The sequence below is a fragment of the Kineococcus arenarius subsp. arenarius genome, assembly GCF_050871845.1.
Classification (GTDB): domain Bacteria; phylum Actinomycetota; class Actinomycetes; order Actinomycetales; family Kineococcaceae; genus Kineococcus.
Genome location: NZ_JBJLSE010000108.1, coordinates 1 through 13,048, shown reverse-complemented (window position 1 = coordinate 13,048; position 13,048 = coordinate 1). Strand labels below are relative to the sequence as shown.

Genomic DNA, 13,048 nt, shown 5'->3' with positions numbered 1-13,048 from the left:
GCCGCCAACGTGGCCGACGCCGCCGCTGAGCTGGGCGCGCACGTGCTGCTGGTCGACCTGGACCAGCAGGGCAACGCCACCGCCCTGACCGACGCCACCGCCCGCGTCTTCGACGGCAACGCCTTCGGCAAGCCGCAGCAGCTGACCGTTTCCGACGCCCTCTACGCCGCGCAGGAGCGTGCCGGCGCCGCGGTGCAGGCCGGCACCGTGCACCAGGTCGCAGTGCCGGCCGGTGAGCACTGGTCGTCGCGGCTGCGGGTAGCTCCTGCTAACCAGGACTTGGCCGCCCGCAACGGCGAGTCCTTCCCCGGCGCAGCTCAACGACTGGCCGTGGCTCTGCAGGAGGCTCCGGGTCCGCTGGACCTGGTCGTGCTCGACTGCGGGCCCAGCCTGGGCGGGCTGTTCCTGGCCGCGATGCACGCCGCTGATGCGGTGGTGGTGGCCACCGAGGCAGCCGACAACGCCCTGGAGGGCATCCCGCGCACCCTGGAGGTCCTGGCGCAGGTGCGTACTGCCCGCGGGGGTTCCGCCCCGGCGCTGCTCGGGGTGTTGCCCACCGCGCTGGCGCGTGAGGCCAGACAGGGCGAGCTGCTGGACTTCCTGCGCTCCTCCTACCCCGACGTGCTGACCTCGGTGCCCAGGCGGGCGGTGGTGCGCCAGGCCGAGGGCGCCCACGCCCCGGTGCGCGCCTTCGGCGCCGCTGGCCGGGAGGTCGCCGACGTCTACCGCCAGCTCGCCGAGCATGTCTTGCACGTCGCCGGCATCCGCCCGCACGAGGAGGTCTCCTGATGCCCAAGCCCACCACCCGCCTGCCTCAGGTCGCTCCCCCGGCGCCGGAGTCGATGCCGCCAACCCCGGTGCTCACCCCGGCGCCGGACAACGGCCAGCCCTTCGCCCAGCAGCCCAGCCAGCAGCCCGCCACCGAGCCGGCGCCCGTGCGCATCCCGCGACGCGGCAAGCAGCTGGGAGCACGCATCCCCACCGACCTGTACGAGCGCCTGGCCGCATGCGCGCAGGCCACCCGCATCCCGCAGGGCCGGTTGATCGAGCGGGCACTGGATGCGGAGCTGAAGGTCCACGGCTTCTAGCCAATGGCTACCTAACGGCTACCCGATGGCTACCATTCTGGTAGCCATCGGGTAGCCAATGGCTTGTTACCGGCTACAACGCGGGCTGCTCAGCGTCCAAGGCTTGCGCCAGCTTCTTGGCCTCGTGCAGCAGGCGGCCGACGGTGCCGATGGGCACGTCCATCTCCGCGGCGATCTCGCGGTGCTTCAGGCCCTGGGCGCGCAGCTCCACGGCCCGGTCGCGGCGGGCCTTGGCGCGGGCCAGGAAGTCCTCACGCGGCTCGGCCACGATCCGGCGGATGGTGCGCGGGTGTACGCCGAACTTCTCGGCTGCCTCACGGGCGGTCAGCTTCCGTCGCTGTGGAGTCTCAGCGCTCACAGGACCTCCCCAAGGATCGCCGCCCGGTCCACCTTCCTCGCCAAGGATGCCTTAGCAGCGTTGCGGCGGCGTGCCTCAAGCTGCGCCGGGGTGCTGGCCTGGCCGCCGCGCCGGCGGCCGTCCTGCACGGCCGGCTCGCTGAGGCGGTTGGTGGTGGCCGCGCCCTTGGCGCGGGCCTGGGCGGCGCTGGGCTGGGCTGCGCGCTTGTGCCCGCGGGCGCTCTGGATGCGCACCAGGCCCTCGCGGGAGAAGTTGCGCCAGACCCAGCGGGCCACGGACTGCGCGGTGTGCCCAACCTCGGGCTGCGGCAGGGGCACGGCGAACTCGGTGTTGATGTTGATCGCCACCGCGGTGACGGTCTGCTCCCACTCCTCGCGCTGCTCGTAGCGGTAGCGGGCTCGGTACGCCCAGGTGCGCAGCGCCTCGAAGAGGTGGTGGTTGCGGCCCAGGCCGCTCTGCTCGCGGGCGTGCTTGGGCAAGGAGCGCGGCAGCAGGGTGCCCAGGCCCTCGGCGAGCTCGCCGAGCTCGTAGGGGCGCGCCCGGCCCCAGTAGGGGTGCCAGCTCTCGTGGGTGGGGTTCTTCGTCAGCAGCCCGGCGTAGCCGGCGTCGCCATCCAGGGCCCGGCGAAGGCCCTCCTGCACGCGGGCGGCCAGGGCCAGGGGGGCGGTGCGGGCGGCGTCGGTGCGGCACACGGGGGCCGAGAGCACCCAGCCGACGTGCCCGCGGCCGCTGACGCCCTCGGCGACCCAGGACGGCTCGGGGTGCTCCAGGGGCCGACTGATGGCCCGCAGGAGGGTGTCGGGGTGGTCGACGTCGACGACGAGCATCGACAGCAGCGCCTTGGGGGAGTGCTCGAGGTAGCGGCGGGCCAGGGCATCAGGACGGCTCTGGCGCCAGCAGCCACGGGTGAGGTCGTCGGTGGCCAGGGGACGTCGCGGGGACCACGCAGCGGTCCAGCCCTGCGCATCCAGGCGCCCGTCCAGCCCCGTGCCCAGTGGCGCGTCCAGCTGCGCGCCGGCAGGCGCGCTGAGCTGGTCGCTGGGCTGCGCGCGAGGAGCAGCGCTGGCCTTGCCTGGCATGGCGGCAACCGTGGCAGCAAGATCCCTCGGCACTGCCCAGACACGCCGACCGCACGCCGATTTTCTTCGGGTGGGGCGACCAGGAGTCGGTAGCCAAATCAGGTAGTTCCGCTCCGGCCGGCTTCCGGACCTCCCTCACGGCCCCTCCTGCGGACCCAGCCACAGACAGGCGAGCTCCCCGCAAGCCGCTTGTCCGCGTGCACTGGCGTGCCCTCCTGCCGTCCACGCTGCTATTCAGCCCCACCAGCTTCTCCACCTCGCCCACAGCAGGCTCAGTCGGGTCGAGCCAGGTGGCGCTCCGGAGAGCACCCTGGGCAGGTGAGCGAGTCTCCCTGCCCCTCCGGCCCTGCGGACCGACACGACGCCGCGGCACCGGAGCCGTACCGGTCCTGGCTGCGGGTGGAGGTGAACACCGCGCCGCTGCCGAGTCAGAGTTCGCCGCGCCCGGGCCCGGTCACCGACGCGACCGACGAGCGGCTGGCCGTCCTGCGCCGGCGGGTGGTCGAGCCGGTGGTGCGCAGCCTGCTGGCACCACAAGAGCTGGAAGCGCTCAGCGTGCACTGGGGCGTGGACGGCGAGGTCGGTGACGTGTGGGTGCGCATCGACGTGCCGGGGGAGCGGCACGAGCAGTGGCTGCCCTCGCCGTGGCACGAGAGCGACCCGGCGGGCGCGGGTGAGGCTGCGCAGGCGCCGCCGACAGAAGCCGAGGTCGCCGCCCAGCTGGCGCACCAGCTCGAGGACTGGGTGTGCGAGACGTCCTTCGCCTGGGGCCAGCAGCGCACCGCCCGCTACGAGCTGCCCGCGGACTAGCTACTCAGCCGTGGGGCCCGAGCCCCACGCCTCACGGCCCACACGATGGCGGTGCGCACCGGCGGGACTGCGCACTGCCGGGCGATGTTCAGGGCAGGGGCGCGAAGGTGTGCGGGGCCTCGTTGACCAGTGAGCGCGCGGCGCGGGCCAGGGCGGCGTCGTCGATGGTGTAGGTGGCGTCGATGCGCACCTCGGCCTCGTCCCAGCGGGCCGCGGCCTGCTGCTCGGGCAGGGCGGTCAGCTCGGCGACCAGCTGCTGGTGCTCACGCTGGGCCTGCTCGATCAAGGCGGCGGTGATGGGCAGGGCCAAGGCGCGGTAGGCCTGCGCCACCCAGGGCAGGGGGTAGTTCAGCTCGTCCTCGTAGGCGTCCAGGGTGCCGAGCAGGCCGGCGTTCATGACCATGCCGTGGAAGGTCAGCGCCAGGTGCAAGGCGGCGTCGCCGTCGTAGCCGGGTGCGGTGGTCAGCTGCGGCTGGCGGGCGCGGTTCCAGATGGCCTCGAAGCGCTCATCGCTGACCGGACTGCCAAAGACGCTGCCCACGCTGCTGCCCACGGGATCGTTCACGTCTTCGACCGTAGCCGCGCATGGCTGAGTGGGCGCCGGGCTTGGTGCGTGGGGCGGCGGTGGTGGGCGGCTCGGGGGCTCACGCCAGGGCGGAGACGACCGGTTCCAGCAGGCGCTCCAGGGCGTCGGCGTCTTCGCGCAGGGCGGTGCTGAGCAGGACCTGCTGCTCGTCCAGGACCCACCCGGCCGGCTGCTGCAGCGGCAGCAGCCGCAGGTGCAGGGTGAAGGGGCGCACCCGCCGGCCCAGGCGTGGTGCGTAGGCGTTGACGAAGCGGGTCAGGTGCAGCGGGTCGCTGCTGCCGCGCCGGCCGCGGCAGCGTTCGATCTCGCCGTGCTTGACCTCGCGCAGCCAGTGCCGGATGCCGTGGTGGTGCCGCTCGGCGAGGGTGCGCATCGCGGGCAGGTCCTCGAGCCCGTGCCAGTCCGGCGGGGCAGGTGGTGCTGCTTCTCGTAGCTCCTCGGGTGTCGTGGGGGGCTGCGTGAGTGGTACCTGGTGCAGGGCGCGGGCCCACCAGATCGGCCACTCGCGCACGGCCTGGCTGAGGTCCACGTCAGCGCCGACGTCGGCGCCGACGTCGTCTTCGTCGGGCGTGAGGTGGTGACCGCTTCCTGCGGGTGCGGGTACCGCCGGTGCCAGGGCGCCGACGTCCGGCTCGGTGACGACGTAGCGCTGCAGGCCGGCGGCGTCGCGCACGTACAGAGCCATCGCCAGGTGTTGGTCGAGGCCCTCGCGGATCTGCCAGCTCATCGTTCCGGCGAAGCGCACCACAGCACCTTCGCCACAGCTCACCGCCGCTGACAAGACCTCACGTGCACTACGCAGCCGGTGCCGTCAGCTGACGCCGTCAGCCGGTGCCGTGCGCGCTGCCGCAGGTGCTCGACGAGTGCACCCCGCACCGCGCTTGACGGCACCCTGCACCGCACTCGACGGCGCCGCGCTGCCGAGCACCGCGTGCAGCGACCTCGCGCACCCGCCGCCCGCTTCGTGCACGCCCGCGTGCCCGCCGTCCTGCTCGTCCTCGCCAGCGTGCGGCTCGCTCCCGTCAGCGTGCGACTCGCCCTCGTGAGCGCCTTCGTGCTCGCGCTCCCGCTCGTGCTGACGGCCTACATCGGACACACCTCTTGCATTATCGGTCGCTGGTTGACAGGGAACCCTGTCGGGCCCACAGTGACAGGGTTCCCTGTCACTGTTGTGCCACTGCTGGAGGAGGCGTCGTGAGCTGGAGCGTGGAGGACCACGAGCTGCATCTGCTCTCCGTGCTGCCCAACGGGCAGAGCGGTGACGCCTACCGCGCCGGGCAGGTTCAGGTCACCGCTGATGCCGACGGTCGGCTCCTTCCGCCGTGGCAGCGGTGGTGGCGTCCGCTGAGCGACGTCGTGGCCTTCGCGGCCGTGTGCGACTGCACCGTGGCGCCGGCCCCGGCGCCTGCCGGCGGGGCCGTCTGGCGCACCAAGCGCACGCGGCTGGCGCGCTGGGAACGCGTGCAGGACCCGCATCTGGAAGACCTCTGCGCCGGTCGCGTCTACGCCGCTGGTGACGTCAGCGCGATGGACCTCAGCGACCGCCGCGACGTCGAGGAGCACCTGCTGCAGCTGTGGGCGCAGCACCGCGCACCACAGGAAGCCACCAGCGCGATCGAGTCCGCTTGGGCGCACTCGCGCAACGCGCTGAGCGCACTCGATGAGGCGGTGGCTGCCGGGCGAGAGGTCGGGCTGTCCTGGGCCGACATCGGCCGCGCCACCGGCATGACGCGCCAGTCCGCGCGAGAGCGCTGGAGCTGACGCGCCACCAGGCCGGCGAGCAGCCCGTCAAGCAGCTCAGCGAGCATCTCGCAGAGCCCTGCGTTGCCCAGCTGACCGGCTGAGCAGCGAGCCGTCAGCGTGCTGCCGGTGCAGTGCGCGCCGCCGTCGAGCGTGCACCTGCCTGGGCCCGGACCGGTGCAGCGCGCCGTGCCGTCGGCAGTGGGGGGAGTGCGCGCTGCGTGGTGCTCAAGCGCGGGGTGCCTCGCGCCCGCGAGGCGACCGGGTGCGGCCCAGGAGGCGCGACGAGAAGCGCCACAGGGCAGGTGACAGGACAGGCGACGAGAGACGGCCGGGCGTGGACGTCCGTACCTGCCCAGCCTGCGCCCCTGCGGAGGAAGCCTGCGGAGCAAGCTATACAGATAGGTCCCCTAAGTCGGGGACCCGTCCTCGAGCGGGCTCGAGGTCGCTGCGCTGGGCCGAGGGGGAGAGGACGAGGAGGCAGGTGCGCGGAGGCGGGGTGGTGCCGCCTGGAGTGGGTGGGCTGGGGCCGCTGCCGACAGCCTGTGGCGGGGCTGACTTAGGTGCTCTAAGTCCAGTGGTGCGGTGCTTGGTAGGCGGTGATCCGGTGTACGCCGGAACGTCGCCAGCGCAGGCGCCGGAGTGGAACTGTTGTGGTCGCGGCGGCGGGTTTTCGCCGTGGTGGTGCTGTCGGCGCGGTGGTCGACTGCGCGGTAGCTGCGGTGGGTTCTCGGTGCTCCAAGATGCGCCGTAGCGCCGTGGGGGACGACCACACAGGACGGCTACCTGGTGGTCATGGGCGCCGTGGTGGCGCCGCCGGCTGGATGTCGATGCGCGGTCCGCGTACGGCGTCTACCGGGTGGGTTGGGCTGTGGAGGTGCACGGAGCTTCGCCCAGCTTCGGTGCCATCTGCCGCAGCCGCCGGTGACGCGAGGTCGTGTCGGGGGCGCTGGCTACGTTGATCACCGCGGTAGTCAGCGGAGAAGTCGACGAAGGAGCGCGATGGCCCAGCGGCGACAGGGACGTCTACGTCCCTGCGGGGTGTGCAACCGGCAGCACTACACCGGCTCCAAGCCGTACCGGGATTGCCAGCGCAAGGCAGGCAACCTGCCACCGCTGCAGCCGAGGTCTCGCGCACCCCGGCGCACTCCTGCACAGCCCGCGCCACAGCGTGCAGCGCGCAGCGCTCGTCTCGCGTCAGTGGCCAGGGCCGGCCGCGCCACGGCACCAGCGCCGGTGCGCTCGAGGGCTGCTCGCCGCGGCCGATCTACCGCCGCACCGCGTCCGCCCAAGGCGCGCTCCACCCGCCGCGCCGCACGCAACGCCGCACAGCTGCACCGCCAGGTCGGAGCGGGCGCCAGCGAGGTCGTGGTGGTGCTGCAGGACCCTTCCACCGGGTACGAGGCGGTCGCTGAGGCGCTGCTGGAAGCGCGCCCGCTGAGTCGGCGCGTCCTGCGCCGTCACGAGCTGTGCGTGGCCTTGAACGACGTCGCCGCCGCCATCGACCCTGCCACGTACGCCGGCGCGATCGGGCGAAGAGCGGCGGGTCTGCTCGTGGCCCAGGGCGTGCCGACGTGGGCGGCTCACGCGCTGACGGGCACCGCGGTCAAGACGCTGATGCTGGGGACGGCGGTGGACCCGAGCACGCACCTTCGCTTGGTGCTGCGCGCCCTGATCCTGCTGGTTTGCCCCAACCTGGAGCGTTGTCCCACCTGCGCTCCGGTGTGCAGCACCCTGGCCAGTCCCGAGGCGGCTCAGCAGTTGCGTTTCGCTCTGGCTACTTGAAGACGGACGGCTTTAACAGTTGCCGCGTGACCGCACTCGGACGACGGCATAACCGCGTGTCCGGGCGGAGCCGTCGCTCAATCAGTGATCAGTCGACGGGCCTCGTGCAGCTCGGTGATGGCGGCGTCGATCAGCGCCGTCGTGCTGGCACCGGAACCGCCGACCTTGACGGTGCTCGCGCCGGCGGCGAGGTCGTGGATGGTGATGGTGACCGTGCCCAGCACCGGCCGCTCGGGGCTGTTGGCGAGCTCGCGCAGTCGCGGTGGGCAGTCGGGGTCTTCCGGGGAGAAGGCGTGCCATCCAGTCTCCGGGCTGCTCATGGGGTCACCCTGCCCCGAGGATGCATCGGTTGTCTCTGCGGTGCGCCGGCGCGTGGCCCTCTTCGACGAGCGGGGGGCCATCGCGCACCCGGAGGACGCCGACATCGTCCTGATGGAAGACCTCGAGACCGGCAACCTGCCACCGGCCGAGCGGGCCCAGGACGGCGTTTTGGACGTGTGAGCCACGGGCCCGCTCGTCGATGGAGGTGAGTGGTCGAGCGGCTCTGTTGACCCGTAGATAAAGGACGTTATCTATGGGTTGGTGTCGTAGCTGGTCACTAGCGTCACGACCATGACGCCTGCTCAAAGTGCTGCCCTCGACGCGGCATCTGATCCTTCCTGGACCGACGTCGTTGGCGCACTCGGTGCTGCCGGCACTCTGGTCGTCGCCGTCTGGGCCTTGGTCTACGCCCACGGGCAGCTGAAGGAAGCTCGGACCCTGCGGCGTGAGCAGGCTCAGCCCTACGTGGTCGTCTCCGCCGACACCGCCAAGGTCAGCCAGCACCTCGTCGACATCTCCGTAGCGAACCTCGGCACGACCGGGGCTCGTGACCTGTCGATCACCTCGACGCCGCCGCTGGTGCGCACCGGTGACTCCTACACCGACGTCGTGCTGCCGGACGGCGCGCCCTTCCTGGCCCCCGGTCAGGTCTGGCGTACCTTCTGGGACTCGACCATCGAGCGCGAAGGCTCCGGCCTTCCTGACCGCTTCGAGATCACGGTCAGCTACACCGACTCCTTCGGGGAGCGGCACTCGACGACCTCAGTGCTGGACTGGAACGTCTTCCGGGGACGCATGTTCGCCACCGAGTACGGCGTCCATGACGTGGTCAAGACGCTGCGCGAGGTGAAGAAGACGCTGGACAAGCTGGCGAGGCCGGATCGCATGGTCCAAGTCGCCACCTACGACGGCAAGACCCGGGACGCGGAGATCGAACAGCAGCGCCAAGAGCACCGCCAGCTCATGGAGCGCCTTACCCGGGAGGAGAACGGGGGCGCACCGTCATGAGCGGCGACCTCATGCCCACTCTCGCGCCGATCACCGCGGCGGTACCTCCGGTGCGCCCGGCCCCATTGGACCGCCTGCCTGGCTCCGCAGCTGATGACCCCTTCCACCGCATCGCCGCGGCCTGGCTGCTCAGCTACGGCGGGCACACCCAGACCGCCTACCGCCGCGACCTGCACGCCTGGGCGACGTGGTGCGAGCACATGGGCGTGCATCCGCTGGCCGCTGAGCGCTTCCACGTCGACGCCTGGGTCCGGCACCTGAGCAGCCAGCCCCAGCCGCGCACCGGCCGGCCGGCCTCCGCCGCCACCATCGCCCGGCGCTTGTCGGCCCTCTCGCGCTTCTACGACTACGGCATCCACGACGCCGAGGTCCTCACCTACTCCCCCGTCGCCTCCGTGCGCCGTCCCAGGGTCAGCGACGAGAGCCAGGCGGTGGGCCTGACTGCCGACGAGCTGCGCCGCCTGCTGACCACCGCTGCCGAGCACTCCCCCCGCTCGGCGGCTCTCGTTGCCCTGCTGACCTTCTGCGGACTGCGCATCTCCGAGGCTCTGGGCGCCGACGTGCGCGACTACGGCCACGACCACGGTCACCGCGTTCTGAAGATCACCCGCAAGGGCGGCAAGAGCGCTCGGGTGCCGCTGCCTGCCCCGGTCATCCGGGCGCTGGACGACTACCTCGCTGAGCGCACCAGCGGACCTATCTTCCTCGCCGCCTCGGGCGACGGGCGCTACCCGTACATCAGCGCCAAGCAGCAGTTGGACCGGCTGTGCCGCGCCGCTGGCCTACCCGCCGGCGTGACCCCGCACAGCCTGCGCCACTCCTACGCCACGGAGAACCTGCGCCTGGGTGCCGCCTTGCAGGACGTCCAAGACGCCATGGGCCATGCCGACCCCCGCACCACCCGGCGCTACGACCGCAGCCGCCACAACCTCGACCGCTCCCCCAACTACCTGCTCGCCAGCTCGCTGACCAGCGGCGATGGTGAGCATGACTAGGCAACAGACGGAGCAGTCGACTAGTCGCTGTTTCCTATGACCCCCTGTTTCCCGAACCGGGAAACGGAAGCTAAGAGGAAACAACCCCACCTTCGAGGACCGTGGAGACCAGAGGCGGTGCCTCAGGGTGGTGCTGCTCTGTTTCCGCTGAGCTACTGTTTCCCCTCATGGGAAACAGTAGCTCCGGGGAAACGTTCCCGCCGAGGCATGCTCTTGAGCGCCTCGCAGAGCTGCTCCCGGAGACCTGGGAGGTGTCACTACGACGGTACGACAGTCCCGATGACCGTGGCTACGACGCAGAGCTACTACTGAGTCGTCCTGACGGCACTAAGACTGTGCTGCTCGTCGAGATGAAGATCAGCACCTTGGGGAGCTCGACGAAGGAAGCGGCAGCTCGCCTGCGCAACATCGCCGGCGATCGTGGAGCACTGATCCTTACCGACTACGCCAACCCTTCCCTTCGCCAAGCCTGCGAAGCGGTCGGCCTCGGCTATCTCGATGAGACAGGCTGGATCTTGCTACGTGACGACCGCTCCGGCCTCTTCGTGCGCAACCAGGGCGCTGCTCGCGCTCCCGGACCGGCACGCTCGACGGCGATGATCCGCCTGGACGGCCCAGGAGCCAGCAGCGTCATCCGCGCACTATGGAGTGCACAAGCCCCCATCGGGGTCCGAGACCTCGCTGCACAAGCACGTGTAAGCCCTGGCACCGCCGCCAAGGTGCTGCCGGCCCTTGCCCAATACGGCGCTATCAGCCGTGACACTAAGGGCACCGTCATCCACATCGACCGACGACTGCTGATCGAGCGGTGGACCCAGGACTACGGCATCTACACCACCAACCCTGAGGTGCACTGGCTTCTGGCGCCTCGTGGACCCGACTACGCCCACGTCCAGCTCGGGGAGGTACGTGCCCCCCTGGGTCCCCTCAATGACGGGATCGCCCTGACGGGCTACCTCGGAGCGCTCTTCAACCTGCCAAGAGAGCCAGAAAAGATCTACCCGGTCATCCCACACACGCTTATGGCCATCTACAGCGAGGACCCAACCCACCTTGCAGAGGTTCTACGCCTGCGTAAGGCGACCCCAACGACCGCCAACGTCGTACTCATCAAGCCGCGCGATCGCAGCCTGCTTCAAAGTCTGCCGTTGAGTGTGCCCCTCCCCCAGGTGCTCGCCGACCTCCTAACCATGGGAGGGCGCTTCTCCGAACTGGCTGAGCAGCTCTTCGAGATGGCTCCACCTGCGGGATCAAAGACTTAGAGTCATCGACTGTGACTGACGTAGCTCCTGAATACGTCGCTGCGCGCGGCGTCCTCCTTGACGCGCTGGATGCCCTGGCCGAGCAGCGCTCATCGTTCGTACTGGTAGGAGCTCAGGCGGTCTACATGCACACCGGTGCTGTTGGAGGCACCGGCGTCTACATGACCACCGACAGCGACTTGGCTGTCGATGTCGACCTGCTGGCCAGAGACCCCGAGCTGACCCAGACGCTCAAGGATGCGAACTTCACCCCTGTACCTCACATGCCGGGCCAGTGGATCGGCCGTCTTGGGATCCGCGTCGACCTGATGGCGGTGCCCCACCAGTCGACGCCTCCCCATGGCCGGCGCGCCGCAAAGCTCCCCCACCACGGCAAGGAGCTTGCACGCCTGACTCCGGGCCTTGAGCCGGCGCTGATCGACAACCGCGTCATGACGATCACCGCCCTCGACGGCGTTGACACACGCACGATGGATCTTCGTGTCGCTGGACCAGCCGCACTCTTGACCGCCAAACTCGTCAAGCTGCACGAGCGCTGGGTGGCCTTCGAGGCTGGGACCGGCAAGCCGACGAGACTCAAAGAGAAAGACGTCCTCGACTGCTACCGCCTGCTGGTGGCTGTTGAGACCGACGACCTCGTGACTGGCTTCGAATCCCATCGCACTAGCGAGGAAGCCTTCGTCGCAACCCGCACTGGACTGGCCTTCTTCGACCAGCAGCGTCGCCGTGACGAGGCGGGGCTACTTCACACGATGCTGTCGCAGGCTCTCCCTGGTGACCTCACCGCCTTGGCGGCCTTCGACGCCTTGAGCGGTGACCTGATCGACGGCCTGGCCAACGAATTTGTCACAACAGATTGAGTCCCTATATTTTAGTCGAGTATTCGATTTGTCGAGTACTCGACTACTCGACAAGTTAATCAGTCGTGGCCGCTCAAAGCATTAGGGAGTATTGCATTAAGCCCTATTGCTGAGTGTCGTCGGTGAGGCGGCCTTTACTTACTGTGCCCAATCAGGCACCCGGCTGGACGACTCGGCGCTTGCCGCTGTTGTGCCAGGCGCCGCACGCTCGATGCCCGTGGAGTCCGAGGCGCAGGACTGGCTGGAGCAGTTCAGCCCGGCCAACCCCGACGCGGACCTGCCGGTACCGGAAGGAGGCGCCTGCGGCACCAGCTTCGTGCTCCCACCCGAGGCGAGCTGACCGTCAGGTCTCATGCACCCGCCGCACGCTTGCGCTGGGCCCCTGCTCACCCTCGCTCCAGTCGCTGATGCGCTAACAGCCGTTGCGGGTCAGCGCGTCATCCAGCGCCTCGATGCCCAGGCTCTCGACCCGGTGCGCGTCCCCGAAGCCCAGCTCGAGCAGGTCCATCGCATCCACCGGGTCGAAGGTGTCCAGCGGCACGGTGCGCACGTCCTCACCGTTGTGGCTGACCAGGCTCGGTAGGCCCTCGGCCTATACGGCCGTCATGCGCAGCTCCATGAGCGCCATCCTCCGCGCAAGCCCTGGCCCACGTCAGGCGACGCTGGTCCACTTGGTCTCGCTGGCCGGTGGCAGCCCGGGAGAGGAAGACCGAGCCGTCACCGGTCAGCCCAGCACTGGGCGTCCGCTGAACACGCGTTGTGAGACGGCGTGTCGAGGTCCTGGAGCTCCTTCCCTGCGGGGTCTCAAAAACGGTGGCGGGCTCAAGGGGTCAACGCACCACCTCGTTGAGGGCTTCTTGGCGTGGCGCCTCCCTCTTGCGTGCTCACCCTGTTACACAGTGGGTAGCCACTGGTTGTCAGTGGTAGCCAACGGCTAGCCGTTGACTAGCCAGTCACTGCGAGAGGAATCCAGTCGTGTTCACCCTCGCGATCGCCAACCAGAAGGGCGGGGTGGCCAAGACGACGACGGCCGCCAACGTGGCCGACGCCGCCGCTGAGCTGGGCGCGCACGTGCTGCTGGTCGACCTGGACCAGCAGGGCAACGCCACCGCCCTGACCGACGCCACCGCCCGCGTCTTCGACGGCAACGCCTTCG

The 13,048-nt window shown here is 70.1% G+C and carries 18 protein-coding genes; 12 read left to right on the top strand and 6 right to left on the bottom strand.

Features of this window, described 5'->3' with window-relative positions; genetic code table 11:
* Positions 1 to 789, top strand: a 789-nt coding sequence (locus ACRYM0_RS18155; RefSeq protein WP_432507246.1) for a ParA family protein, incomplete at its 5' end; no start/stop codon positions are given.
* A complete protein-coding gene (locus ACRYM0_RS18150) occupies positions 789 to 1,088 on the top strand; it encodes a ribbon-helix-helix domain-containing protein (protein WP_432507245.1) in 300 nt (99 codons plus the stop codon). The genes ACRYM0_RS18155 and ACRYM0_RS18150, both read left to right, overlap by 1 nt.
* A 73-nt stretch (positions 1,089 to 1,161) precedes the next feature.
* Here the strand turns inward: ACRYM0_RS18150 and ACRYM0_RS18145 are convergent, their stop codons facing one another.
* Complete coding sequence (locus ACRYM0_RS18145) at positions 1,162 to 1,356, bottom strand: sigma factor-like helix-turn-helix DNA-binding protein (protein WP_432507244.1); 195 nt, start codon at positions 1,354 to 1,356, stop codon at positions 1,162 to 1,164.
* Between the two features lie 86 nt (positions 1,357 to 1,442).
* Positions 1,443 to 2,525, bottom strand: coding sequence for a replication initiation protein (locus ACRYM0_RS18140; protein ID WP_432507243.1), 1,083 nt, complete (start codon positions 2,523 to 2,525; stop codon positions 1,443 to 1,445).
* A 318-nt stretch (positions 2,526 to 2,843) separates the two neighbouring features.
* On the opposite strand from ACRYM0_RS18140, the gene ACRYM0_RS18135 reads away from it, so the two are divergent.
* Positions 2,844 to 3,335 (top strand): hypothetical protein, encoded by a 492-nt coding sequence (locus tag ACRYM0_RS18135; protein WP_432507242.1) that lies wholly within the window; start codon positions 2,844 to 2,846, stop codon positions 3,333 to 3,335.
* 88 nt (positions 3,336 to 3,423) lie between these two features.
* Here the strand turns inward: ACRYM0_RS18135 and ACRYM0_RS18130 are convergent, their stop codons facing one another.
* Positions 3,424 to 3,900: a hypothetical protein gene (locus ACRYM0_RS18130; protein ID WP_432507241.1), complete on the bottom strand. Its 477-nt coding sequence runs from the start codon at positions 3,898 to 3,900 to the stop codon at positions 3,424 to 3,426.
* A 79-nt stretch (positions 3,901 to 3,979) separates the two neighbouring features.
* Complete coding sequence (locus tag ACRYM0_RS18125) at positions 3,980 to 4,666, bottom strand: hypothetical protein (RefSeq protein WP_432507240.1); 687 nt, start codon at positions 4,664 to 4,666, stop codon at positions 3,980 to 3,982.
* A gap of 449 nt (positions 4,667 to 5,115) precedes the next feature.
* On the opposite strand from ACRYM0_RS18125, the gene ACRYM0_RS18120 reads away from it, so the two are divergent.
* Together ACRYM0_RS18120 and ACRYM0_RS18115 are read left to right on the top strand one after the other, a co-directional pair.
* On the top strand, positions 5,116 to 5,682 hold the full coding sequence (locus ACRYM0_RS18120; protein WP_432507239.1) for a hypothetical protein: 567 nt from the start codon (positions 5,116 to 5,118) through the stop codon (positions 5,680 to 5,682).
* A 1,350-nt stretch (positions 5,683 to 7,032) separates the two neighbouring features.
* Entirely contained in the window at positions 7,033 to 7,446 is a 414-nt protein-coding gene (locus ACRYM0_RS18115) for a hypothetical protein (protein ID WP_432507238.1), read from the top strand.
* A 77-nt stretch (positions 7,447 to 7,523) separates the two neighbouring features.
* Here the strand turns inward: ACRYM0_RS18115 and ACRYM0_RS18110 are convergent, their stop codons facing one another.
* Positions 7,524 to 7,766 (bottom strand): hypothetical protein, encoded by a 243-nt coding sequence (locus ACRYM0_RS18110; protein ID WP_432507237.1) that lies wholly within the window; start codon positions 7,764 to 7,766, stop codon positions 7,524 to 7,526.
* A gap of 52 nt (positions 7,767 to 7,818) precedes the next feature.
* Here ACRYM0_RS18110 and ACRYM0_RS18105 point away from each other — a divergent pair, with 52 nt between their 5' ends.
* From ACRYM0_RS18105 to ACRYM0_RS18080, 6 genes are all read left to right on the top strand, one after another.
* The gene (locus ACRYM0_RS18105; protein WP_432507236.1) at positions 7,819 to 7,947 is read left to right on the top strand and encodes a hypothetical protein; all 129 of its coding nucleotides are present in this window, start codon (positions 7,819 to 7,821) and stop codon (positions 7,945 to 7,947) included.
* 111 nt (positions 7,948 to 8,058) lie between these two features.
* Positions 8,059 to 8,775, top strand: a complete 717-nt coding sequence (locus ACRYM0_RS18100; RefSeq protein WP_432507235.1) for a hypothetical protein — start codon at positions 8,059 to 8,061, stop codon at positions 8,773 to 8,775.
* 11 nt (positions 8,776 to 8,786) lie between these two features.
* Positions 8,787 to 9,770 carry a tyrosine-type recombinase/integrase gene (locus tag ACRYM0_RS18095; protein ID WP_432507234.1) on the top strand — a complete coding sequence of 328 codons (984 nt, stop codon included), beginning with the start codon at positions 8,787 to 8,789 and terminating at the stop codon, positions 9,768 to 9,770.
* Positions 9,771 to 10,105: 335 nt separating this feature from the next.
* Positions 10,106 to 11,032, top strand: coding sequence for a helix-turn-helix domain-containing protein (locus ACRYM0_RS18090; protein WP_432507233.1), 927 nt, complete (start codon positions 10,106 to 10,108; stop codon positions 11,030 to 11,032).
* Positions 11,033 to 11,043: 11 nt separating this feature from the next.
* The gene (locus tag ACRYM0_RS18085) at positions 11,044 to 11,892 is read left to right on the top strand and encodes a GSU2403 family nucleotidyltransferase fold protein (protein ID WP_432507232.1); all 849 of its coding nucleotides are present in this window, start codon (positions 11,044 to 11,046) and stop codon (positions 11,890 to 11,892) included.
* A gap of 217 nt (positions 11,893 to 12,109) precedes the next feature.
* Positions 12,110 to 12,232 (top strand): hypothetical protein, encoded by a 123-nt coding sequence (locus ACRYM0_RS18080; RefSeq protein WP_432507231.1) that lies wholly within the window; start codon positions 12,110 to 12,112, stop codon positions 12,230 to 12,232.
* A gap of 72 nt (positions 12,233 to 12,304) precedes the next feature.
* Here ACRYM0_RS18080 and ACRYM0_RS18075 read toward each other — a convergent pair whose 3' ends face one another.
* On the bottom strand, positions 12,305 to 12,442 hold the full coding sequence (locus tag ACRYM0_RS18075) for a hypothetical protein (protein ID WP_432507230.1): 138 nt from the start codon (positions 12,440 to 12,442) through the stop codon (positions 12,305 to 12,307).
* A gap of 425 nt (positions 12,443 to 12,867) precedes the next feature.
* On the opposite strand from ACRYM0_RS18075, the gene ACRYM0_RS18070 reads away from it, so the two are divergent.
* On the top strand, positions 12,868 to 13,048 hold a 181-nt coding region (locus ACRYM0_RS18070), incomplete at its 3' end, for an AAA family ATPase (RefSeq protein ID WP_432507229.1).